Source organism: Mesobacillus jeotgali, from assembly GCF_900166585.1.
Classification (GTDB): domain Bacteria; phylum Bacillota; class Bacilli; order Bacillales; family Cytobacillaceae; genus Mesobacillus; species Mesobacillus jeotgali_A.
This window is the reverse complement of the sequence record NZ_FVZC01000006.1, coordinates 42,425-65,868: the sequence shown is the minus strand read 5'-3', so window position 1 is coordinate 65,868 and position 23,444 is coordinate 42,425. Positions and strand designations below refer to the sequence as shown.

At 44.5% G+C, this 23,444-nt stretch carries 21 protein-coding genes and 1 pseudogene; 1 reads left to right on the top strand and 21 read right to left on the bottom strand.

The genetic code is table 11. From position 1 onward, the window contains the following. The 7 genes from B5X77_RS01340 to acpS form a co-directional block, all read right to left on the bottom strand. Positions 1-357, bottom strand: a complete 357-nt coding sequence (locus B5X77_RS01340) for an STAS domain-containing protein (RefSeq protein ID WP_041967776.1) — start codon at positions 355-357, stop codon at positions 1-3. Beyond that, positions 354-1,187, bottom strand: coding sequence for an RsbT co-antagonist protein RsbRA (locus tag B5X77_RS01335; RefSeq protein WP_079504361.1), 834 nt, complete (start codon positions 1,185-1,187; stop codon positions 354-356). Before B5X77_RS01335 ends, B5X77_RS01340 begins: the two co-directional genes overlap by 4 nt. 1,197 nt (positions 1,188-2,384) lie before the next feature. Beyond that, positions 2,385-2,735 (bottom strand): type II toxin-antitoxin system endoribonuclease NdoA, encoded by a 351-nt coding sequence (gene ndoA, locus B5X77_RS01325; protein WP_041967053.1) that lies wholly within the window; start codon positions 2,733-2,735, stop codon positions 2,385-2,387. Between the two features lie 4 nt (positions 2,736-2,739). Then, positions 2,740-3,021: a CopG family ribbon-helix-helix protein gene (locus tag B5X77_RS01320; protein WP_079504383.1), complete on the bottom strand. Its 282-nt coding sequence runs from the start codon at positions 3,019-3,021 to the stop codon at positions 2,740-2,742. Positions 3,022-3,214: 193 nt separating this feature from the next. Further along, positions 3,215-4,372, bottom strand: coding sequence for an alanine racemase (gene alr / locus B5X77_RS01315; protein ID WP_079504357.1), 1,158 nt, complete (start codon positions 4,370-4,372; stop codon positions 3,215-3,217). Positions 4,373-4,683: 311 nt separating this feature from the next. Continuing rightward, positions 4,684-5,697, bottom strand: coding sequence for a LolA family protein (locus tag B5X77_RS01310; RefSeq protein WP_079504355.1), 1,014 nt, complete (start codon positions 5,695-5,697; stop codon positions 4,684-4,686). Positions 5,698-5,943: 246 nt separating this feature from the next. Beyond that, positions 5,944-6,297: a holo-ACP synthase gene (gene acpS, locus B5X77_RS01305; protein ID WP_079504354.1), complete on the bottom strand. Its 354-nt coding sequence runs from the start codon at positions 6,295-6,297 to the stop codon at positions 5,944-5,946. A gap of 130 nt (positions 6,298-6,427) precedes the next feature. On the opposite strand from acpS, the gene B5X77_RS01300 reads away from it, so the two are divergent. Then, positions 6,428-7,012 (top strand): rhomboid family intramembrane serine protease, encoded by a 585-nt coding sequence (locus B5X77_RS01300; protein ID WP_079504353.1) that lies wholly within the window; start codon positions 6,428-6,430, stop codon positions 7,010-7,012. A 45-nt stretch (positions 7,013-7,057) separates the two neighbouring features. Here B5X77_RS01300 and B5X77_RS01295 read toward each other — a convergent pair whose 3' ends face one another. The 14 genes and pseudogenes from B5X77_RS01295 to B5X77_RS01230 all read right to left on the bottom strand — a co-directional run bounded on the left by B5X77_RS01295 (position 7,058) and on the right by B5X77_RS01230 (position 23,370). After that, positions 7,058-8,506, bottom strand: coding sequence for a PH domain-containing protein (locus B5X77_RS01295; RefSeq protein WP_079504352.1), 1,449 nt, complete (start codon positions 8,504-8,506; stop codon positions 7,058-7,060). Continuing rightward, the gene (locus tag B5X77_RS01290; protein WP_079504351.1) at positions 8,499-8,981 is read right to left on the bottom strand and encodes a PH domain-containing protein; all 483 of its coding nucleotides are present in this window, start codon (positions 8,979-8,981) and stop codon (positions 8,499-8,501) included. The genes B5X77_RS01295 and B5X77_RS01290 overlap by 8 nt, the downstream gene beginning before the upstream one ends. Positions 8,982-9,120: 139 nt before the next feature. Next, entirely contained in the window at positions 9,121-10,086 is a 966-nt protein-coding gene (gene uvsE / locus B5X77_RS01285) for a UV DNA damage repair endonuclease UvsE (protein WP_079504350.1), read from the bottom strand. 447 nt (positions 10,087-10,533) lie between these two features. Next, complete coding sequence (locus B5X77_RS01280; RefSeq protein ID WP_079504349.1) at positions 10,534-12,006, bottom strand: DEAD/DEAH box helicase; 1,473 nt, start codon at positions 12,004-12,006, stop codon at positions 10,534-10,536. A gap of 328 nt (positions 12,007-12,334) precedes the next feature. Then, positions 12,335-13,045: an alpha/beta hydrolase gene (locus B5X77_RS01275; RefSeq protein ID WP_079504348.1), complete on the bottom strand. Its 711-nt coding sequence runs from the start codon at positions 13,043-13,045 to the stop codon at positions 12,335-12,337. A gap of 147 nt (positions 13,046-13,192) precedes the next feature. Then, the gene (locus tag B5X77_RS01270; RefSeq protein ID WP_079504347.1) at positions 13,193-14,572 is read right to left on the bottom strand and encodes a UDP-N-acetylmuramoyl-tripeptide--D-alanyl-D-alanine ligase; all 1,380 of its coding nucleotides are present in this window, start codon (positions 14,570-14,572) and stop codon (positions 13,193-13,195) included. 220 nt (positions 14,573-14,792) lie between these two features. Next, entirely contained in the window at positions 14,793-15,875 is a 1,083-nt protein-coding gene (locus B5X77_RS01265) for a D-alanine--D-alanine ligase (protein WP_079504346.1), read from the bottom strand. 523 nt (positions 15,876-16,398) lie between these two features. Further along, positions 16,399-16,563, bottom strand: a pseudogene (locus tag B5X77_RS23945) (universal stress protein); the annotation flags it as partial. 33 nt (positions 16,564-16,596) lie between these two features. After that, complete coding sequence (locus B5X77_RS01255; RefSeq protein WP_139378276.1) at positions 16,597-16,830, bottom strand: hypothetical protein; 234 nt, start codon at positions 16,828-16,830, stop codon at positions 16,597-16,599. 57 nt (positions 16,831-16,887) lie between these two features. After that, positions 16,888-18,360, bottom strand: a complete 1,473-nt coding sequence (locus tag B5X77_RS01250) for a SulP family inorganic anion transporter (RefSeq protein WP_079504343.1) — start codon at positions 18,358-18,360, stop codon at positions 16,888-16,890. A gap of 1,152 nt (positions 18,361-19,512) precedes the next feature. Further along, positions 19,513-19,896 (bottom strand): VOC family protein, encoded by a 384-nt coding sequence (locus B5X77_RS01245; protein ID WP_079504342.1) that lies wholly within the window; start codon positions 19,894-19,896, stop codon positions 19,513-19,515. Between the two features lie 48 nt (positions 19,897-19,944). Next, positions 19,945-21,390 carry an adenosylcobinamide amidohydrolase gene (locus B5X77_RS01240; RefSeq protein WP_079504341.1) on the bottom strand — a complete coding sequence of 482 codons (1,446 nt, stop codon included), beginning with the start codon at positions 21,388-21,390 and terminating at the stop codon, positions 19,945-19,947. After that, positions 21,387-22,448, bottom strand: coding sequence for a FecCD family ABC transporter permease (locus B5X77_RS01235; protein ID WP_079504340.1), 1,062 nt, complete (start codon positions 22,446-22,448; stop codon positions 21,387-21,389). Before B5X77_RS01235 ends, B5X77_RS01240 begins: the two co-directional genes overlap by 4 nt. Next, a complete protein-coding gene (locus B5X77_RS01230) occupies positions 22,414-23,370 on the bottom strand; it encodes an ABC transporter substrate-binding protein (RefSeq protein WP_079504339.1) in 957 nt (318 codons plus the stop codon). Before B5X77_RS01230 ends, B5X77_RS01235 begins: the two co-directional genes overlap by 35 nt. Positions 23,371-23,444 lie beyond the last annotated feature (74 nt).

Sequence of the window (23,444 nt, the reverse complement as noted above, 5' to 3'; positions counted from 1 at the left end):
CTATTCCCCCAATTCCTGTTGTAATTTCTCCAAACCTTTTTCTAAATCTAATGCAGTTAGGACATCATCAAGGCCGATTCCTAATTCAATTAGCGTTATCGCAACAGCAGGCTGGATTCCGGTTATAACTACAATCGCACCCATAAGCTTGGACATATTGATGACATCTCCAAGTACCTTGGCGATAAAAGAGTCGATGAAATCGATTGAAGTTAAATCAATGACAACACCATTGGCGCTTGTCTCATGAATCTTGTGGAGCAAGTCCTCTTGAAATTGAAGAGCCGTCTGGTCATCCAGCTCCCATTGAATTGAGACCAATAGACAATCATCCAGTTTTAGGATAGGTATTCTCACTTTGCTCCCCCCAGTGAAACGATTTTTTTATTTGTCAGCTCTAGAGCTGCTTCTATTCCTTTTTTCAAATTATTCTTTGTCGTAAACTGATTCAGGTCAATGCCAAGGTTGACGATGGTTTGTGCTATTTCAGGACGAATCCCGACAAGCATGCATTTGGCACCAATCAGCCTTACTGCATCTGCCGCCTGGATGATATGGTGAGCAACCATCGTATCGACGACAGGTACACCTGTAATATCTATAAGAACCACTTCTGAGCGATGCTTAACCGCACCCTTCAGAAGGTTTTCCATTATTTGCTTTGCACGCTCGGTATCAATCGTACCAACCAGCGGCATGACTGTAATCCCTTCGAAGACAGGAATCAAAGGAGCGGAAAGTTCCTGCAATGCGATTTTTTGCAAGGAGACCGTTCTTTCCCATGTGGATGAGTATACACTGACAATTTCATTGTTCATCGGTGTAGCCCAGCGGTCAAACTCATAAACAATTTCCATTTGATTTTCAGCCTGGACGATTCCTTCTTTCTGCATCCCTTCAAAAACAATCAGATTGAAGGTATGAAGGCCCTTAGTGACAAACGTCAAAGGCCAGCCCAAACGGACAACTTTTTCAGCAAAATCCGTCAGCCTTTCATTATATTCCTCACTCGTACCTTTAAAATTAGAGATGATCAAATCGATGAATTCCTTGCTCGTCGAGTTGAATACCCGATCTGATACTAAACGGACTACCCGTTCATCCGCTTCCTCTTTCGTTCTATCTATCCATTGATCCAGGATGTCTTGTTTATGACCCTGAATGTAATTCGAAATTATTTTATTCATTCCATCCTCCCCATTCTATCACAACAAATTTTTACATTACCCAAATCGAACTAATTGTAAACCATTTTTAAAACAGTAATTAAATAAACATAAAATCCTGATTATATATCTCCATTTAATGATAACAGTTTTCCTTCGTCAAATAAAATCAACTTATCGACACGATTCATGGAAATACCGCATTTAAGATACTTTTATTATTCCTATTTTTTCGTAATCCATTTTATTGAGGGAAAAACTCTTGAATGGAAATTCGTATTTCTTCGTCTCTTCCGGTGGGTAAAACCGGGATAACCTCAATACTGATGAACCTGTCCAAACTCGAGCCTGCTTTTGACAGCTTCACGCGATTTCCCCTCGAACCCGTCAAAAGGTGGTGCATCCTTCTGACAGCTTTCTTCGCTTTCCCTTCAAACCTGTCCAAACATGGGCTTACTTTTGACAGCTTTTCTCTATTCCCCTACAAACCTGTCCAAACATCAGCTTACTTCTGACAGCTTTTCTCCAATTCCCTTCAAACCTGTCCAAACATCAGCTTACTTTTGACAGCTTTCCTCGATTCCCCTACAAACCTGTCCAAACATCAGCCTACTTTTGACAGCTTTCCTCGATTGCCCTTCAAACCTGTCCAAACATAAGCCTACTTCTGACAGCTTTTCTCTATTTCCCTTTAAACCTGTCCAAACATCAGCTTACTTTTGACAGCTTTCCTCGATTTCCCTTCAAACCTGTCCAAACATAAGCCTACTTCTGACAGCTTTTCTCCAATTCCCTTCAAACCTGTCCAAACATCAGCTTACTTCTGACAGCTTTTCTCGATTTCCCTTCAAACCTGTCCAAACATCAGCTTACTTTTGACAGCTTTCCACGATTTCCCCTCAAACCCGTCTAAAGGTGGTGCATCCTTCTGACAGCTTTCCTCGATTCCCCTACAAACCTGTCCAAACATCAGCTTACTTCCGACTGACAGCTTTCTTTTCTTTCACTGCATACCTGTACATCCAAGTCTGCTTTCTCCCATCTACCCCTGTAGATTACCGGCAGTCAAAACTCTCTCTCCAATAAAAAAGAGACAAGCCTCATGCTTGCCTCCCACACAGAAAACATCCGTTTTTATTTTTTGGTTATGTAAAAGGCCTGCTGGCAGGCCAGGTGTCCGGTACAAAAAAACGCCCTTTTTTAAGAGCGTGCTGTTAATCAGAATTCAATAAGACCTAAACTTACCTGAAGGGCTTCATCCACTTTTTCCATCATTTCGTCATCGAGATGGGTGATTTTATCGGTTAGGCGCTGTTTGTCAATTGTGCGTATTTGCTCCAATAAGATAACCGAGTCTCGTTCAAAACCGTACCGCTTCGCATCAATTTCCACATGAGTGGGAAGCTTGGCTTTTTGGATCTGTGCCGTGATCGCTGCGATAATGACTGTGGGACTGAACCGATTCCCGATGTCGTTTTGGATGACCAGGACCGGGCGAACTCCGCCTTGTTCTGAACCAACAACTGGGGATAGGTCTGCAAAATAGACGTCACCACGTTTGACAATCAAAGGATCATCCTCCGCTGACTAGACGTTCAACTGTGTGTGCTGCTTCGTATTCTGCTTGAAATGCTTCTGATGCAATAGTCAAATTAATTTTAGCCATTTCCATATAGCCACGTCTCATGGATTCACGAATTTGTCTCTTTTTCTTCTCACGCAAAAACATTTTTGTTGCCTGATAAATAAATTCGCTGCGGTTTACGTTTTCTTGCTTAACAAATCCATCTAGTTCACTTAAAAGATGCTGCGGTAACTTTACCAAAATCTCAGTTGTTGCGCTGGATTCAGACACAAACATACACCTCCACCATCATCACTACATACCATTATTAAATTCGTTATCTCTCTACCATTTCTAATATTATCACTATTTCTGCCAGATGCAAAGGTAAATCAGCAATTCTTCTGTATTATCCGCCAAAAAATTAGTATTTTATGCACGGGATTAGCGGGATTGCACAGGTTTGTTAATTACTGGATGTGTTTTACAATAGTGAATTGTTCAAATCGACTACTTCGCCATTTTGCCTGTACAGTCTAGGTACCCTTGAGGAAATGATGCACGGGACTTCATAGTTGATGGTTTCTAGCTTGCTGGCAATCTCATTGATCGAGATCTCCTCTTGTCCCTGACTTCCAATTAAGGTAGCGATTGTCCCTACCGGTACCTCATACGGGAGCTTCACCATGCACTGGTCCATGCAAATCCGACCAATGATTGGCGACCTTTTTCCATCAACCAGTACTTCCTGACCCTGAAGCCTTCTTATCCATCCATCAGCATACCCAATAGGAAGCGTCCCTACCCAAATTTCTTCAGAAGCTTCATAGGTTGCACCATAGCTGACCTTTTCTCCTTTTTCGAGCTTCTTCACATGAACAATCCTCGAATGGAGAGTGAATGCCTCTTGTATCTCAACCGGCAATTCCGGCGCGATTTCCATTGACGGCGCCAGTCCGTACATCGCAATCCCTACCCTTACAGCATTGAAACGGGCATCTGGATGCATTAGAGCTGCAGCACTGTTACTGCCGTGAATGAATGGCGGCTGCTTTTCGAGGAATGAGAGCATTTCCTTGAACAACCCAAGCTGCCTGTTGAAATAGGAATCATCTAATTCGTCCGCTGTCGCAAAATGGGTGTAGATTCCGTGAAGCAGTAATCTTGAATCTTCTTCAAGGATTTTTTCAACAGCCTTCAATTCCGAGGCTGAGCGTATTCCGATCCTTCCCATCCCTGTATCTATTTTTATATGAAGCAAAAGTTTTGCATCTTTTTTTAATGCTTCCTGCGCTTTTTCCAGCCATTCTTCCTGAAAAACGGTCAGGATGATTCCTTCCTCGGCCGCAATGTTCACGTCCCCAGGTCTGCTGGCGCCAAGCACAAGGATCGGTGCTGTGATCCCCTTATTCCTTAAGGCGAGCGCCTCATCCATGAACGCTACCGCCAGCATTGAGGCTCCCGCTTCCAATGCAGCCTCAGCCACTTGCAAATCCCCATGGCCATAGGCATTTGCTTTAACTACAGCAATAAATTCAACATCTTCCGGCAGATGGCCCTTGATCCCTTTTACGTTGTTCTTGATTCGATCCAGGTCCACCTCTGCCCATGTATCACGGTAAAAAAAACCTTGCTCCTCCACCGAAATTCCACTTCCTTCAATCCGTACTTAATTTATATTGTTTTATTATCAAACCGAAATAACCCAATGTCAAATGGATAATATATACGGATTTTTGCCGAGGGAAGTTCATGATAGAAGACGTGGTGGAACTAAAATACTATTTATTCCTGAAAAAATCGATATATTCCTTTTAAACGAATTATTTTCCTTAAAAGAAATCAACTCTTAGTTCCTTGATAACGTAAAATTTTGACCTTGATTCCTTAAACTGCCGTTTTCTTACCCATGAAAAAACAGGCCCAGGTTACTCTGAGCCTGCTTCATGATTTTTATTTTTCCATATCGGCCAAGACCGATTTTGCGACCATTTCCAATTCTTCTGGGGATAAGTCTGTGGATGCGAGCATATAATCGACTCCGAGATGGGTCCATGAAATCGATGTCTCATTCATGGCGCCAATTGTAAATCCGAGGTCTACAGGCTTTCCGGTCATGTTAATCGCTGAAGACATCGCAGGCATGGCATCTGCTTTTTCCTGGATAAGCGTGAAGGACTTTTCGCCATCATATGTCAATACAACTCGCTTGCCATTCTCTGTGGCGACTTCTTTTTCATCGATCAGCGTCACGCCAGGGATTTCCGCAACAGGATATTTCACTGTGAATTCCTTGTCTTCTACATCTGCCATAACCGGTACTTCAAGCTGAGCACCTGTCATGTTCTTTTTCATATCAAACGCATCTTTATCAAAACTTGCGTCGAATTTCACGTCAGAGAATTCAACCGTCACCAGCGCATTGCGGTCCGGATCCATCACCTTTACACTGACTGGCGCAAGGCTCTTTTTCTTCAGCTTGATCTCCTGGATTGGAAGCATCTTGTTGTTCTGGTATCTGGTTTTTGTCTCGAACACATAGTGATCCTTGGTTGCCGAGAATTTCGCTTGCTTATCCTCGAGGATATCCGTGATTAAAGATTCGTACAGATAAGCCTGGCTGCTGTTCTTCGGCCAGTCGCTTTGGAAGCGGAAGCTCTTGTTCAGCGCAGGTGTCAGAACAAAGACTCCTTCGTCATTCCTGAGGATCATCTGGCTTTGGTCCTTCTGGGCATTCTTCAAATTCACACGGTAAAATGATGGATCTTTGTGCCAAATCTCCACATCATACACTTGAGGCTCCGTGCCCATCTGCAAAGTCATCTTTGCTTTAGCCTTGTAACTCTTCAGATCTTCGAGCGTACCATCCAACTCCTTAACCACAGATTCCTGTGATTTTGTACCGCAGGCAGCCAGAGCAAAAATAACCATGAGCCCGGCGAGAAGCAGCAATAACCTTTTCTTCATTCTTCCAACCCCTTTTAGTCTCATTTAAACGTGTAAAGGGAAAGAAAGGACAGGAATAAGACACTGGCTGCAAAATTGCTTGAGTGGTCTTCGTGCAGCCATGTTCCCGCCGCCCTAGCCTTGTCTCCCTTACTGCATTATGAATATATGAGACAACCTGGGCGAATATGACCCCGGGATTGACAAGCATTTTAAAATTTTTGATTACACTTATTTAACTTTTGATAACACCTGCTCAACATCCTTTTAAATTTTTTCGATAATTACCTGTGCAATCGCATATTGTTCGCTGTGGGAAATCGAGAGGTGCACACCTTCCATATAAGGCCTAATGATAAGCGGGCGTCCATGTGGATCATTTTCGATCTCGATATCCATAAAGGACAACTCCCTGCCGATTCCAGTTCCTTTCGCTTTTGAAAAAGCCTCCTTCGCCGCCCAGCGCCCGGCAAGGAATTCGATTCCCCTCCGTTCATTATATTGACGATAAACTTCTCTTTCTTTTTCCGTCAACACTCGCTCGGGAAAACGCGGCTGTGACTCCACCAGCCTGCGGATCCGGCCAATTTCCACGATATCGATCCCTGTTCCGATTATCATTTTTCCAGCTCCATTCTAAAAAAGATCTGTGCAGCATACAAAATAGTGTACAACTTTTGCTGATTAGGGCTATCCTTTACATTAGAACTTTTTATTCAAGCCTCACGATATCAGTAACCAGGAGGTTTCCATGTTTACAAGAACCGAAAGCTTGCGTGACTTTATCCGTTTTTATCCGATTATAACCTTGATTATTGTCATCCATATCTTATTATACTTGCTGACGGCATTGCCATTTTTCGCAGGCAAATACCTGTTTGAACTTTTTGCAGGAGTGAACTTATACGTTGTGAACGGTGAGTACTGGCGGCTTGTGACACCTATTTTCATGCATGCCGGATTTGCGCATATGCTGTTTAACAGCTTTTCACTCGTACTGTTTGGCCCGGCCCTGGAACAGCTGCTCGGCAGGACAAAATTCATCCTGGTGTATCTTATTACAGGTATTGCCGCCAATATCGCTACCCTGATCCTCGAGCCGCTGACCTATACACATGTCGGCTCAAGCGGCGCAATTTTCGGCCTGTTCGGTTTCTATATTTCTATCATTATGTTCCGAAAAGCAATGATGTCGCGTGAGAACTCACAGACCATCATGACTATCGCTATCATCGGCGTCGTCATGACCTTTGTCCAATCAAACATCAACATTACCGCGCATATATTTGGTATGCTTGCTGGTTTCCTGATTGGGGCAGCTTCTTATAAAAGGTAAAAAAAGCGCCTGGGGGCGCTTTTTTTTGACGTAGTGTGCTTTAAATTACTCAGCGATTTCATGTGAATACCAGTGATAGATCCGATCAACATGCTTTTTTTCCAGGTCAATGACTTTGCCGCCAGCGCCTCCATGCCCTGACATAATAATCGCTTCAACCGTAGCAAGCTCCTTTTTCTTTTGAAAAGAGCTTTGTTTGACGCTGAATGATTGAATTTTATTTTTTCTCATATACACAGTGGTTTTGACCATGCTGCGATAACGGAAGGTCAGCATCCCTTCATCGAGACTCCAGCCTGCATCCTTATAATTCAGATAAGACCAGATCGCCGAAATAATGAGCAGAGTTAACGCTCCATACCCCCATGGTCTTAGAAACCAGATTGCAAGGACTATGATCGGAAGTATGAACAGCCAGCCTTTCAACAGATATCTTCTGTATGCCCGCGGTGGCGCTGGCGATATATTGACACGGAAATGGTAATCCGTCAAATACGGTTCAAGCAGCCCGGGGATTTTACGTATTTTTACGATCGGCAGGATAAGGACCTTTGAGCTTTCCTGGTCAAGCGCCGAACCGCCTGCACTTTCCACAAATGCTGAAGCATACCCAAGCGGCTGTCTAATGAGGTTTTCACTGATCCGGACCGCCTGGATTCGATTCAGCGGAATCGTAAACTGCCTCTTTTCAAGCAATCCACGTGTAATCACCAGGTCATTATCCACTTTCCTTACGGTAAAATTAGCGTATTTCAGCATTGTGCCTAGAAGGGCAATGATCCACGCCAGCAGGAATCCAAGGAAAACGACGACACTGATAAAAACAACGCCATTTTGGACAAAGTGTTCAACCCCGTCAAAAATCTGTTCATATGGAATGAACTCTTCAAACTGGAATACGAACGCCAGCACAGCGGATATGACAACGCCGACTCCTCCTGAAGTGGTCGCTAGCATCAACAGCTCGGATACTGATATTTTATAAATCAGATGTTCGTTCGTTTGCGGCTCTTCATCCCCTAGATGCATTTGCCCATGCTTCTTGATTGAGACAAGATAATCATGGATTTCCTGGGCATCTTGCTTCGTAATTGCTGTGAGGACGGCTTCTCCATCCTGCAATCCCATCCCTCCGGAACCCGCTGTCTCCACTTTTACCTTTACAAGCCCGAACACCCTCTGTAAAACTCCTTCAGACAGATCGAGGCTTTGAATCCGGTCAAACGGTATATACCGCTTTTTCCTGATGACCAGTCCATATTCAATCCTCAGTTCTCCTTGCTCAATCCGGTACGTAAATCTGTACCATGATAAAACTCCATAGATTAAAACCAATACGACGACGCCAATTGAACCAATTAAATAAAACAGATCCCAATTCGTTCCCCTGCTCCCAAAAACGACGAAAATCAGGAACGGAATGATCATTTCTTTCAACTGGCGAAGCGCGTTAACTACCGCAGCCACCGGATGAAGCCTTTTCGGTTCAGACATCTTCATCCGCCACCCTTGCCAGGCGCGAAATGGATGTTCTTAAGCTTTCCGCTTCCTCCATATCAAGCGCCGGTATTTCATGGACCGTCGCAGCAGTTGATACCGTCACTGTTGATAATTGGTATTTCCTCAACAGCGGTCCCTGCAGCGTATCGACATGCTGGACACGAATCATAGGGATAAGTGTCCGTTTTACGATAAAAACACCGTATTGAAGCTCGATCTCTTGTTCCCTTACTTCATAGCGCCAGCGTTTCCAGCGCAGTCTAGGCAAGAAAAAGATGAATAAATAGCTATATATGATTGCAACAGCAATTGCTGCTCCAATGATCCACTTTTGCAAGTCAAAAATTATCGTAATGGCGATCAAACCGCCCGCTAATACCCACACCACCAGGGAGTGAAGACAAGCGGTAATTTTCCAGACAGTCAAAGCCCGCTCGGAAATCCGCTTTTGCGGCTCAGAAATCGTCATAAATTATCCTCCCGTTTTACCAATTAATAGCACCTTCCTAAGTATACAACAACTATACACCAGTGGGGGCACTAAATTGGGAAGGAATATGTTGTAAGCCGGATTCGACAAGTGCCAGGAACTGCCGGAATCATGCCGGCTACCGAAGCAGAAAGCTGCTGGCGTCAATCATTTCGATTTCCGGCATCTGCTTTAAGTCTTCAGCCAGCCTGAATAGTGCAAGGTCTTTCTTTTTCGCTTCAATCATACAGTGGATTTCCGGGATGGAGCCTTTCATGCCATTCAGGAATTCCATGAACATATTTGCATCCACATATTCATTGTGGGCGCGAAAATCCTTTTCAGATCGGGGACTTGATATATGCATCTTCACCGGCAGACTTGAGTGCTCCCAAGTTCCGACAATCCGATCCCATTGTTCCTGCCAGTTAATATGTTCATGATGGGCTAAATGATGGTGGTAATCAAATACGAGCGGGATGCCCAGCTTTTCACACAGATAAAGTGTGTCATGCAGCGTGAAGGAAGTATCATCATTTTCTAACATGATCATGCTCTGTAGCCGCGTTGAAACCAGACCCCAGTTTTGGATGAATTGTTCCAGCGCTTTTTCCCTGTCATCATAAACACCGCCAACATGCAGGACACAGCGGTGTTCAGGATCAATCCCCATCCCTTTCAATAGCGCACGGTGCATCGCCAGCGTCTTCACCGAATTATTAAGTGTGTCCGTTTTCAAGGTATTCAGCAGGACAAAATGGTCTGGATGGAAATCCACCCTCATAGGATTCTTATGTAAAAAGTCAGCGATTTCCTTCAATGGTTCCTTTAACGCCCGCATATACTTCCAATCTGAAAGCTCTTCATGATTGGCAAGCGGAATCAGCCGGGAGCTAAGCCGAAAAAAATGAATTTCATTCGCCTTGCTGTGCCTTAACAGGCGAAGACAATTCTCAAGATTGGAAACCGCGATTCTTTCAAGCTTATTAATTGCCGCATCACGATCCTTAATCCCCTGGAATTGCTTGAATGTCATCGTCTGTGACGGTGAAGCATTTTTCAGTTCCTCACTCATCGCCACATAGCCAAGCCTCACAATCGTCATCAGTCCCACCCCTGTCCTTTTTATAGTAGTATGCCCCGTTGCAGGTAACTTCAATGGGAAAATGACTGAGGTAAAGAAGGTGTAATAAACACACAAGGTTATACATGAGGACATCGGAAAATAATAGCGGCTGAATTAAAGGTTGGTCGATATATTTGGAAATGTGGTCGATATAGCTCGAATAGTGGTCGATATAATTCAAAATGTGGTGGATAAATCTCAAAAAGTGATTGATATATTCTAAAATGTGGTCAATAAAGTAATCCTACATGAAAAACTAAGCTCAGTTTCGGTACGTATAACCCAATATGCAGGCGGCAAATTATTCCAAATTCACCAATTCTTCATAAAAAGGCGGTAGATATCCACCAAAATGAACACCTAACTAAAATCAGTAAAGAAAAAAATCCCCGGCTGTATTTAACATCCGGGGATTTTGCCTTTAATTTAGCGTGATGATCTTGATTTGTAGCCGCCGCCTTCTCTGCTGCCGCCGCCTGTGCGTTTTGTGCCAGAACGTGGCTTGTAAGGTTTCTTACGGCCGTCGCCTCGGTTATCGAATCTCTTGCGGTCTCCCTGAGGTTTCTTGTCTCTTCTGTTTGGAAGAGGCTTTTCCTCAGTAAGCTTAACAGGAGTTGTATCAGGCTCTTTAGTGAGCATTTTCAATACTGAAGCAACGACTGTTTGAGCATCATGGTCTTTTAATAGCTCATCTGCAGCCTGGCGGTAGTATTGAAGGTTGTTTGATTCGATTGTTTGTGTAATCTTTTCAACAACTGCTCTTTGCTGGCCTTCAAGCGCCTGGTCCAAGGTTGGAGCCACCATTTTTTCCATGCGGCGTTTAGTCGTTTTTTCCACTACATGGAGGTAAGAAGTCTCTCTATGTGTGACAAACGTAATCGCCATACCCTCTTTACCTGCACGGCCAGTACGTCCGATACGGTGTACATAGCTTTCAGGGTCCTGCGGGATATCGAAGTTGTAAACGTGCGTTACACCGGAAATATCAAGTCCTCGAGCTGCCACGTCTGTCGCAACAAGCACGTCGATTGAACCTTCCTTGAATTTTCTTAGAACAGACATACGCTTCGCCTGCGTAAGGTCGCCGTGGATTCCTTCAGCAGTGTAGCCGCGCAGGTTCAATGCTTCAGCAAGCTCATCTACCCGGCGCTTTGTGCGTCCGAAGATGATTGCCAATTCTGGAGATTGGATGTCAAGAAGACGTGTAAGAACGTCGAACTTGTTCTTTTCCTGAACTTCAACATAGAATTGCTCAATCAAAGGAACAGTCATTTCCTTCGCTTTGACTTTAACAACTTCAGGGTCCTTCATGAAGCGCTCAGCGATCTTGCGAATCGGTCCAGGCATTGTTGCCGAGAACAATAATGTCTGGCGTTCGTTCGGGATTTGCGCAAGGATGGCTTCGATATCTTCGATGAAGCCCATGTTCAGCATTTCATCTGCTTCGTCAAGGATGACTGTTTCAACATTATCCAGACGGATTGTCTTTCTGTTAATGTGGTCAAGCAGACGTCCTGGTGTTCCGACAATGATATGCGGACCTTTTTTCAGTGCGCGAATCTGTCGGTTGATGTCCTGGCCGCCGTAGATAGCAAGTACACCCACTCTTTTGCCAGCACCAATTTTATATAATTCCTCGGAAACCTGGATTGCCAATTCACGAGTTGGCGCGATGATGATTCCCTGAATATTATGGTTTTCTTTCTTGATTTTTTCCACTAGAGGAATACCGAAAGCAGCAGTCTTGCCAGTACCTGTCTGCGCCTGGCCGATCACGTCTTTATTCTGAAGGCTGATTGGAATCGTCTCTGCCTGAATTGGAGTTGCTTCCTCAAAACCCATATTCTTTACAGCTTTTAATGTTGCGGGGCTAATGCCCATGTCTTGGAACATTGTCAACTTTGCTCATTCTCCTTTATGTTCACATTTATCCCGCACCGGTTCTTCCGATGCTTCGTTTATTTAAGTGGCTGTTTAAGGATCCAAATCATTTCTGATTCTGGTTAGTTTATTGTACCTTTACGGCAAATAGGTGTTAGCACCTTGTGTTTTAAGCAGGGCTGAATCAGCAGTCGCTTGCGGATGCTGAAGCACAGAACCTGAAATATTAGCAAAAAAAGACATTCTCCAGCACGGGAGTATGTCCGCTTAAAGGATTTTCTCAGTTAGACACTCAATATTCATGATACCATCTTTAGGCAGGAAAAGCAATTTTCGAGGCAAATCCTCAGCTGCTAATTCCCTCTCTTGGTCTGGAAGTCAAAAAATCATATACCTCGTTAAATAAGTGTTCCTTTTCATCACAGTGGCAAATCAGATGTTTGGAGTTCTTATAAAAAACCAGCCGTTTTTCTTCCGCGCCAATATTTTCATATAAGTAATGGGCGCTTTTCGGGGGGACAATGCCGTCACTTTCGCCCTGGGCGATTAAGGTAGGCACCTTCACATCGTTGAGAATAGGCTTGATTTTGCTCACAAGCCTGCGAAACTGCAAGGTAGCGGTCATGGGTGTTTCTTTGATTTTTCTTGTATAACGCCTGAATAACTCATTTTCCTTCAATTTCCCTTTTACTGTATCCCTCATCATTTCCCTGATGTCGGAGGCAAGCTGCTTTGGATTAACGTAATAGGCAGCAGCACTAAGCAGGACTAGTTTTTCGACCGGATAGGTTGAGGCAAGATAACTGGCAATCAGACCGCCCATCGAAAACCCAACCACATATACGGTGTCACACTCAGTCAAAAGAGCCTTCAGTTCTTTTTCAGCATGGTTGATCCATTCGTTATGCTTGATTCCCTTCAAACTGAGCTCGTCGCCATGTCCAGGAAGGGTAGGAACAACTATTTTCCAGTCGGTTCTTGCTTTAAGTGACTGGGCTAAAGGCTCAACTTCATAAGGAGCACCGGTAAATCCATGGATTAACAGACAACCTATCATAACCATCACCCATTAGTTTTTCTCGTATTTAATCTTTCCCCATTTTAAATCATTTAACCCAGAATTTCCTCGATAAAGCCTTTTGTAAAATTAACGGCAAAAACACCAAAAAGATGTCCTGATGAATGGACATCTTTTCGACGATCATTACTTCTGCAAGGCCTGCACGACTTCTTCAAGTGCCATGCCCCGTGAAGCTTTTACAAGGACGATTGTTTCATCCGTTACGTGTTTTTTCAGTTCATCGCTCAATTGCTGTTTATCCTGGAAAGCAAATGCCCTGTTTTCGCCAAGGACTTCTTTTGCGCCTTTGGCTATTGACTCGCTCAGCTTGCCGTATGTGAACACGTAGTCAATTTTAGCTGCATCGAGTGAAGTGCCTACTTTGTAATGGTACTCTTCCTCCAGTGGCCCAAGCTCGAGCATGTCACCGAGGACGAGGATTTTTCTGCTATACCCTGACAGATTGGCAACAAGATCGATTGCCGCATTCATCGATGTCGGACTTGCGTTGTAGGCGTCGTTAATGATCTTTTCGCCATGGGCACCCTCTGATAGTTCCATCCTCATATTTGTCAGCTTCAAGGTTGCGAAACCGTCGTTCATTTTATTAAAAGGTACGCCCAAAAATTCAGCTGCCAGCATGGCTGCCAGCGCATTCAGGATATTATGGTTTCCAAGGACCGGCAAATAATAAGTTTCACTGCCGATATTCGTGGTGAATTTGTTGCCATTTTCCATCGGTTCGATTTTTACAGGATACAAATCATTATCCTGGCTCGCGCCGAAGGTTTTCAGGACACCATTTCCTTTGTAATCCTGCAGCCTCTCCTGCAATAGCGGCTCATCTCCGTGAAAAATGATCAGTCCGTTTTCCTGGAGTCCGCTGATGATTTCCAGCTTCGCATCTGCAATCGCTTCCCTTGAACCAAGGTCAAGCAAGTGAGATTCTCCGATATTTGTGATGATCACAGCATCCGGACGGCCCAGTTTTGTTAAAAACTCAATCTCACCTTTGCTGCTCATGCCCATTTCAAGCACGGCAACTTCTGTATCTTCTTGGAGACGCAGAAGTGTAAGCGGAAGTCCAAGATGGTTATTGAAGTTCCCCTCAGTTTTTTGAACCTTGTATTTTTGGGCAAGCAGATTTGCTGTCATGTCCTTTGTCGTTGTTTTTCCATTGCTGCCGGTGATGCCGACAACCTTGATATCCAACGAATTACGGTAGCTTCTTGCCAGCTCCTGGAGGGCAGTCGTTGTATCTTCGACGATGATAACCGGCAAATCCTCCGGCGGATTTGGTACATCCTGTTGCCAGAGGGCAGCAGAAGCTCCGCCATTCTGGATGGCCTCTGCTACGAATTTATGTCCATCTGTGCGCACACCTTTAAAGGGAACAAATAAATTGCCAGCTTCAATTTTACGAGTGTCAATGGAAACTCCTTTGACTTCGACATCGGCAAATTTGCTGATATCATTCAGGCCGCCCGCCATTTGAGCGATTTGTGATAGAGTTTTTTGGATCATAGTATTATATCCTCCTGTTAGAAAGCGCAAGCGCCTTGGTCAGCACCGACAAGCGCACGAACGCGGACCAGTGAAGTGGTCTTAACTTCATTGGGCGGACCGTGATGGACCAGGCGCTGGAGCTAGACAATTCTCCAAATAAAAATTTATACTTCCTTATCCTTAAATAAAGGAACACGGCCTTGCCTCTGGCTGCCGTGTCACCCTGGATGATTATAGGTTAAAAGGTATATTTGATCTTCTGCTTTTCAGCGTGTCGTTCGATTCCGAGGTTCACCAGTTTTTCGATTAACTGCGGATATTCGACGCCCGTATGCTTCCATAGCAGCGGGAACATGCTGAAAGGCGTAAAGCCAGGCATTGTGTTGACTTCATTAATAAGCAGCTGGCCATCTTTCGTCAAGAAAAAGTCGGCACGGACAAGGCCTGAGCAATCAAGTGCCTTGAATGCGGTTATGGCCATTTCCTTCAGGTCAGCATATTGCTGCTCCGTAATTTCAGCCGGGATGATCATCGCCGTATCGCCATCTTCGTACTTCGCTTTATAGTCATAGAAATCCTTCTTAGGCACGATTTCACCAACTACCGAGCATTCAGGTTCATCGTTACCAAGTACACCGATTTCGATTTCTCTAGCGACGACACCCTGTTCGACGATGATTTTACGATCAAATTGGAACGCCTCTTTAAATGCCTCTTCAAGTTCCTGCTTGTTGGATGCCTTGCTGATACCCACGCTGGAGCCCAGGTTTGCAGGTTTTACAAAGCACGGATAACCAAGTCTTTCTTCAACAAGACCATATATTTTTTCGGTGTCCTTTTCCCATTCACTGCGAAGGGCGGACACATAATCAACCTGAGGCAGACCAGCCTGTGCGAAAATATTCTTCATAACGATTTTATCCATTCCTGCCGATGAGGCAAGAACGCCATTTCCGACATACGGCAGGTTCAATAATTCAAGCAGCCCCTGAACAGTCCCGTCCTCACCGTTCGGCCCATGAAGCAATGGGAAGATGACATCAAGTGTTTTGCTGTCGTTCCCTCCGCCCGCCTGGAATAATGCAGGTGTAAACGAAGGCGTCGGAAGGTTCGAGTTATCCGCAAATTCCAGCTGCTTGACGTTCTCCGCAGGTGCGTTCAGCTGTGGACCCTTGACCCACTCCCCTTCCTCCGTTATGTATATAGGATAGATCTCATAGTTTTCAAAATCCAATGCCTTTGTCACAGCCAATGCAGTCTGCATCGACACTTTATGTTCAGCCGATTTGCCGCCATACAGCAGCCCTATTCTTGTCTTCATAAAAATAGACCTCCAATAAAATTCAATCCGCTTATTATTTTACCACTTTATATTTTAATTAAGGAATTGTTATCAATATTTAATATTTACTCTCCAGCTATACTATTTCCTGTTTTACATGCATGAAACCTGCGGGGATGATAAAAATTCCAACAGACATTCATTCCTGATGAAAGCGCCTATTATACCATATGAATAGGTTGATAATTCCGTGAATGATCAAACACCATACAGCACAAGTAAATGTATAAATAACCAACTTACTAAAAGGCTTTTTTCTTTGTAGATTGAAATTAACGGGCGAGGCCGGGATTTCCGACGCTTAAACTGGAAAAAATCATTGATAATTCCAATTCGCTATAAAAATGAAAAGTTCGCTATAAAAAGCTGATTCCCGCTGTAAAAATGAAATTCTCGCTATATTAAATGGATCACACTTAATAATCTTCTGTTATGTTAATGAAAGGTTTGGCAAAAGCACCAAAAAACATGAAAAAACGCTCAGGTTTTTCCTGAACGCTGGTTATTTCACGATCAAAACAGGTGCTTTTACACGTTTTGCGGCTTTGGCTGACGCTTTCGAGGAAAATTTCCTGCAGGCCACACTGCCAACAACAACGACATCGAATGCATTATTATTGGCATAGTCAACAATCGATAGTCCTGGCTCACCAAGTAACTTTACAGACTTGAAGCAAACCTTCCTCTTCTAGCATGCTTGTCACCGGCTGATGTCTTGCTTTTCTTTTTCCTCGACTACATCTCTATCTGGATTATGAAGAACATCTTGCCTGAATGTCTGCCCATCAATAACATAAAACACAGTTATTTCACAATCACTACTAAGCTTGGCCAATTCTGCTGCCTTTTCTTCCTGCCCGGACTGAATGCCCGGAACCATTGGAAGCGAGCATGTTTTTTTGAAAATGCCATTCCTCCTGAGTTTAACGTCCATTATTTAACATTTAAAGAAAGCACGCTGATTCATCAACGTGCTTTCTTTAAAATATTTTTAGTGTCCTGAAAGTTTTGCGCCTTCCTGTTTGTGAACCGCCAGTTTGTCGATCAAATGAGAACTTGGCTCATTCAAGCCTTGCAAACGGACGAACGTACCGTTCTCCCTCAACTTGATGACGATTCTATCAATTGCTGCAACGGCTGAGTCGTCCCAAACATGGGCATGTGTCAGATCAATCACGACTTCTTTTACAGTTTCTCTCAAATCGAATGCTTCAATCAAGTCAGTGACAGAGGCGAAGAATACTTGTCCTGTTATAAAATATGTGCGGCGTTCCATAGCCACATCTAAGGTGGAAGTGACCTTCACCTTTGAAATCTTCGCTACGAAGAAAATGGCACTTAGGAGAATACCGGCAAATACACCTTTTGACAGGTCATGGGTGAACACAGTCGTAACCGTTGTGACAACCATTACGATTGAATCTGTAACGGGAGTCTTTGCCATGCCTTTGATCGACGACCAGTCGAATGTTCCAATTGAAACCATGATCATGACACCGACCAGGGCTGCCATGGGAATTTGCACCACGATATTCCCTAAAACTATTATCAGAAACATCAGGAATGTACCAGCTACGAAAGCTGACAATCTGCCCCTGCCGCCAGATTTCACATTGATGACAGACTGGCCGATCATGGCGCAGCCTGCCATGCCGCCGAACAATCCAGCAACGATATTCGCAATTCCCTGGCCGCGGCTTTCTCTATTTTTATCACTTGAAGTATCCGTTATATCATCGACAATTGATGCAGTCAGCAAAGATTCAAGCAAGCCGACAATCGACAAAGCCAATGAATATGGGAAAATGATCTTTAACGTTTCGAGATTGAATGGCACATCAGGAATCAGGAAAGAAGGTAATGCAGCCGTAAGATTCCCCATGTCCCCAACAGTTCTGACATCACTTTTTGTCATTAGAGCAATTACGGTAATCACAATAATCGCCACAAGCGGTGACGGAACTGCTTTGGTGAGGCGCGGGAAAAGATAAATGATTCCAAGCGCCCCCGCTACCATTGCATACATGACCCATGTAGCATCAACAAACTGTTCAAGCTGCGCCATAAAAATTAAGATGGCCAGTGCATTCACGAATCCAATCATGACGGAACGCGGAATGAACTTCATGAAGCGCGCTAATTTTAACGCACCGAACAGAATCTGCAGGATTCCTGTCAAAATCGTAGCTGCCATTAAATATTGCAATCCATGGTCCGCAACAAGTGTCACCATCACCAGTGCCATTGCACCAGTCGCTGCTGAAATCATTCCAGGGCGTCCGCCCACGAACGCGATTGTCACAGCAATAGCGAATGAGGCGTAAAGCCCTACCATTGGATCAACACCAGCAATAATCGAAAAAGCGATCGCTTCCGGAATCAAAGCAAGCGCAACGACAATACCCGAAAGGATGTCCCCCTTCACGTTGGCAAACCATTGTTCTTTAATTGTATTAGTATTCAAGTAAACACCCCTTAAAATGATTGTGTGGCTTCCTACTCTCAAGCAAGCCGGGTCCGTTACAAACAGAATTTATCATAACATAATTTTAAGAACAGGCAAACAGGCTTGTAAGCGGTGCTACATCAAGTTTTCTTCGTTATTCGACCAATTCCTCTGTTTTTCTCATTACATTTTAATAACCTTAAAATGTAAAATAGCACTAGGAATACCCTGCATTATCTTACAAGAACCTTTTTATAGTACCTTTTCCTTGGCTCCAATCCAGACTGGCCGCAAAGCATCTATCTATGTGACCTTTTCACCGCTTCATCCTTCATTTGGGCTTTTAGAACTTTTCTATGTGACCTTTTTACGACTTCACTCTCCATTTGGGCTTTTAGAATCTTTCTATGTGACCTTTTTACAACTTCACTCTCCGATAGGGCTTATAGAATCTTTCTATGTGACCTTTTTACGACTTCACTCTCCAATCGGGCTTATAGAACTTTTCTATACGACCTTTTCACCGCTTCATCCTTCATTTGGGCTTTTAGAACTTTTCTATGTGACCTTTTTACGACTTCACTCTCCATTTGGGCTTATAGAATCTTTCTATGTGACCTTTTTACGACTTCACTCTCCTATCGGGCTTTTAGAACTTTTCTATGTGACCTTTTCACCGCTTCATCCTCCATTTGGGCTTTTAGACCTTTTCTATGTGACTTTTTTCTGCCTCCACCCTTAATTCAAGCTTATAGAACGCTTCTATACGACCTTTTCACTGCTTCATCCTCCATTTGGGCTTTTAGAACTTTTCTATGTGACCTTTTTACGACTTCACTCTCCATTTGGGCTTATAGAATCTTTCTATGTGACCTTTTTACGACTTCACTCTCCATTCGGGCTTATAGAATCTTTCTATGTGACCTTTTTACGACTTCACTCTCCATTCGGGCTTATAGAACTTTTCTATGTGACCTTTTCACCGCTTCATCCTCCATTTGGGCTTATTGAACTTTTCTATGTGACCTTTTCACAGCTTCTTTCTCCATTCGGACCTGTAGAGCCTTTCTTCGCAGTTGTGCTACAATTTCAGGTGTAAACAAGCCCGCCGTCACCCGTTATCAGGGCAAAAAAAATTCCTGCAGCCAAATCAGCTGCAGGAATGGTTTTTTACCCAATAGGTGTACATATTTCAATATAATGCCCATCAGGATCAGCCGCATAGGCAACAACCTGGCCCCATGGCTTTTCTGTCGGCTCGAGCAGGATTGGAACGTCTGCAGCCCTCAGCTTTTCTACTGCACCCGGAACATCTTCTGTTACAAATCCAAGCTCAAAGGTTTGTTCTTTCCTTACTCCTTCGGGGATTGGCAAGGTCGTAATTTCTCGTCCGCTCTCCCTGGTGTTCATCGACAGTACCGTGTTGCCTGTTTCATATTCAATGTAGGTCCCAAATTCGTTACGAAGTTTAAGGCCTAGCAGCTCGCCGTAGAAATGCTTGGTTTTTTCTAGGTCGGCGACATATAAAATGACATAACCCATTTTCAATTCCATCATGATCACCTCTAAGGGATACATTCGAGATGGGGGACCATGTTTCCTTCATGAATGTTTAAAAGCAGCTTTGTCAGCTCGGTAGTTTAAAATCGCTTCTTTTGTACAGGTGTAGATTCCCTCGCTAATGAGCTTGCCTAGCGGCGAGGCGGTGCCAGCATAGGATATCTCTTCGCCCTGCTGGGGTGCAGCGATACAGATACTGTCAGTCGAAATGCCAACTGCCGGATCCGCTGTATTTACCCGGCTGCCTTCCAACTCCTGCAGAGCACTCATTTTCGCTTCGGCAGCTGTCATCGCGCTCTGGATAAAAGCTTCTTCAGAAATCCTTCCATTGATAAACAGCCAGGTATTGATATTACGCGGGCTATCATAATGTGTATTGCCTGCGGAGACAATAATAAAAATGGATAGTTCACCGGCCTCAAAAAGTCTGATGGAGGTGGTTGCTGCCGGGACAGCAGTCATCATCGCAACGGTCTCGCTCGGCAGATAGCCATTTCCCTGTAAAAACGCAGCCATTTCTGCCTTATGGTCACTGCAATCATATTCCATCGGGACAACTCTATGCACAAAGGAATTGTGCCAGCCAATCCCTGCACCGGTGATTCCTGAAGACATCGTCCTCAACTTCACCGGTATCTGCATTACAATCCGGTCTTGACCAACATCGAGAAACCTGAAGTCTATTTTGAAGTCACCCTCTTGACCTCTGTCCGATTCAGGAACAAGCAATAGCTGCGGCCTGGCGATTTCGGGATGAGGATGGTTTTTAATCTGCGTCTTATAGACGCTCTTAATGCGCTCTTCTTTTAAAACCTCAGCAGGAGTATCAACAATCAATACCTCGCCATTTTCCATCAAAAGCAGTCTGTCACAATATAGTGAGGCCAGGTTCAAATCGTGGAAAATCGAGACGACCGTCAACCCCTCTTCGATTGCCCATTTTTTCAGAAGATCCAGGAGTTCTTTTTGAAAGCTTAGATCCAGATGGTTTGTCGGTTCATCAAGCAGCAGGATCCTTGGCTGCTGCGCCAGTGCCTGCGCAAGATAGACCCGCTGTTTTTCGCCGCCGGATAGCTCAACGATCGATTTTTCCTGTAAAAAGGTGATTCCTGTCTGGTCCATCACCTTCAGTACAATCTGCTCATCTTCCTCACTCCAGCTGTGGAACCATCCTTTCTGATGTGCATAACGGCCAAGCGATACGGTCTCTTTTACACTATATGGGAAGGCCTGGTCAGAATGCTGAGGCAGGACTGCCATCATTCTGGCAAGCTGTTTAGGGGTATACTGAGTCAAAGGACGTCCGTCGAGCTCAATGATTCCCGCTGAAAAACCCAGTGCCCCGCTAATCATTTTTAACAGCGTGGTCTTTCCGCTGCCATTTGGGCCGAGGATGCCGAACAATTCCCCTTTGCCCACCTCAAAACTGATTTCCTTCAGGACTTCGCCGCCTGCATATCCGCCTGTTAAACTCCTCACTGTGATCATCGGCCAGCACTTCTTTCCCTGCGATTTTTCATTAAAATAAATGCAAAAACCGGAGCACCGGTTAATGCTGTAATCACGCCTATCGGCAATTCCGAAGGCGCGATAATCGTCCGTGATATAAGGTCTGCGATAATCAGGAAGCCGCTGCCAATCAGGATGGATAGCGGCAGCAAGTGGCGATGGTCTGGGCCCCAGACAGTCCTTGTCAGATGCGGAATGACAAGTCCGACAAAGCCGATCGTTCCTGATACTGCGACGGCCGATCCGGTTAAAAGCGAACCAGACAGCAAAATCAAAAGCTTCCGGCGTTCTACATTGACACCAAGATGCTGTGCTCTTTCCTCTCCAAAGGACATCGCATTCAACTCTCTTGTGTTGGCAAGCAGAATCACCAACCCAATTATAAAGAACGGAAAAATAATTTTAACGTATTCCCAGCCGCGCATTGACACACTGCCAAGCAGCCAGCCGATGATTTGCCGCAGTTCTTCGCCAGAGAGGGCGATCATCAAAGAAATGAACGAGCCCAGAAATGAGCTTAAGATAATTCCGGTCAGAATGATTGTTTCCACCCTGAGCAGTCTGTCGACTTTCCGGGCAAAAAACAGCACAAACAAAATCGTGCCGAATGCGAATAAAATGCTAAGCACCGGCAGTGTGTAAGCACCGATCAGCGGCAAGGAAATGCCAAAGAAAAGCGTTATGACAGCCCCTATAGATGCTCCTGATGAAATCCCGAGTGTATAAGGATCTGCAAGCGGATTTCGCAGCAGACCCTGGAACGCGGCACCGGCAATCGCCAATGAGGCGCCGACGAGTCCCGCCAGCAGCACGCGCGGCAGCCTGATTTCCATGACAATACTTGCATGCATCGGATCGATTCCATGTCCCTGAAAGCGGAAAATTTCAGCAGCAATGATTTTAACAATGGCAGGTACAGGGATGGAAACGGTTCCGATTGATATGCCCAGCAGCATGGATATAATTAAGAATGCCGCTGCAACGATATATGCTAAACTTTTATTATTTAAAAACGTCCGGGTAAATGGCTTTTGCAAGCTCCTCTGCTCCTTCAGCAAGCCTTGGGCCTGAACGGGTTACGAGGTCGGAATGGACATCATATACCTGCTGGTCCTTGACCGCTTTTACATTGTTCCAGCCTTGCCGGGTAAGCACTTGCTCAACTGGCTTCTCTGTGTAATATCCATAGGTTGTCACAACGACATCCGGATTACGCTCAATGATGGCTTCAGGGTCCACCTTCGGCCAGCCTTCCATATCGCCGGCAGCATTCTTCGCGCCAATCAACTCAAGCATTTCATTAATAAAGGTATTTTTGCCGGCTGTATAGATTTCCGGCGCAGGAGAGACTTCTACAAATACTGTCTTTTGCTCTTCTGGTTTGATTGCCTCAGCTTTCTTCTTCAGTTCTGCAAAGCTGTTTTTCATTGAGTCCACTAGCTCAGCTGCTTTTTGAGGTTCACCAATCGCTTTTCCAACCATCTCAATCGATTGATAAACTTCTTCAAATGACTGCGCATCGTTTACAACGACAACATCAATACCTGCGTCCTTTAATTGCTGAAGACCTTCTTTCGCAGTGTCCGCGGTAGACCCGGGGGCAAGGACAAGATCTGGTTTCAGCGAAATCATTTTTTCAATATTGAATTCAATACCGCCGACTTTTTCCTTAGACATAGCTTCCTCTGGGTAATTGTCGAAATCGGTGACACCAACAATTGCCTCCCCGCTGTCAAGCGCATAAACGATTTCTGTGTTGCTCGGAATCAGGGAAATAATCTTCTCAGGCTTTTCTTCAATGACAACTTTTTCATCCAGTGCGTCTTTTACGGTTACTGGGAATCCTGTCTTCTGTTCCTGTGCAGTTTTTTCGCCTTCCTTTTTTTCAGGCTGTGCTTCTGTACCGCAGCCAGCGAGAATCATGGCAGCTGCCATCAATAACATCCATAACTTCTTCATTTCTTCTCCTCCATTTTTCAATCAGCTTTGTTAGATGGGTGGTGATTGTTCGAGGCTCTTTGCTTTCAAACATC

Bases quoted from the DNA above. Each gene is read 5' to 3' on its own strand.
- uvsE (WP_079504350.1), bottom strand. From the start codon at position 10,086: ATGACGATTGTGAGGCTTGGCTATGTGGCGATGAGTGAGGAACTGAAA.
- B5X77_RS01335 (WP_079504361.1), bottom strand. From the start codon at position 1,187: ATGAATAAAATAATTTCGAATTACATTCAGGGTCATAAACAAGACATC.
- B5X77_RS01240 (WP_079504341.1), bottom strand. From the start codon at position 21,390: ATGATCACAGTGAGGAGTTTAACAGGCGGATATGCAGGCGGCGAAGTC.
- B5X77_RS01270 (WP_079504347.1), bottom strand. From the start codon at position 14,572: ATGATCCAAAAAACTCTATCACAAATCGCTCAAATGGCGGGCGGCCTG.
- B5X77_RS01265 (WP_079504346.1), bottom strand. From the start codon at position 15,875: ATGAAGACAAGAATAGGGCTGCTGTATGGCGGCAAATCGGCTGAACAT.
- B5X77_RS01230 (WP_079504339.1), bottom strand. From the start codon at position 23,370: ATGAAGAAGTTATGGATGTTATTGATGGCAGCTGCCATGATTCTCGCT.
- acpS (WP_079504354.1), bottom strand. From the start codon at position 6,297: ATGATAATCGGAACAGGGATCGATATCGTGGAAATTGGCCGGATCCGC.
- B5X77_RS01310 (WP_079504355.1), bottom strand. From the start codon at position 5,697: ATGAAGAAAAGGTTATTGCTGCTTCTCGCCGGGCTCATGGTTATTTTT.
- B5X77_RS01300 (WP_079504353.1), top strand. From the start codon at position 6,428: ATGTTTACAAGAACCGAAAGCTTGCGTGACTTTATCCGTTTTTATCCG.
- B5X77_RS01245 (WP_079504342.1), bottom strand. From the start codon at position 19,896: ATGGAATTGAAAATGGGTTATGTCATTTTATATGTCGCCGACCTAGAA.
- B5X77_RS01290 (WP_079504351.1), bottom strand. From the start codon at position 8,981: ATGACGATTTCTGAGCCGCAAAAGCGGATTTCCGAGCGGGCTTTGACT.
- B5X77_RS01295 (WP_079504352.1), bottom strand. From the start codon at position 8,506: ATGTCTGAACCGAAAAGGCTTCATCCGGTGGCTGCGGTAGTTAACGCG.
- B5X77_RS01275 (WP_079504348.1), bottom strand. From the start codon at position 13,045: ATGATAGGTTGTCTGTTAATCCATGGATTTACCGGTGCTCCTTATGAA.
- B5X77_RS01255 (WP_139378276.1), bottom strand. From the start codon at position 16,830: ATGGACGTTAAACTCAGGAGGAATGGCATTTTCAAAAAAACATGCTCG.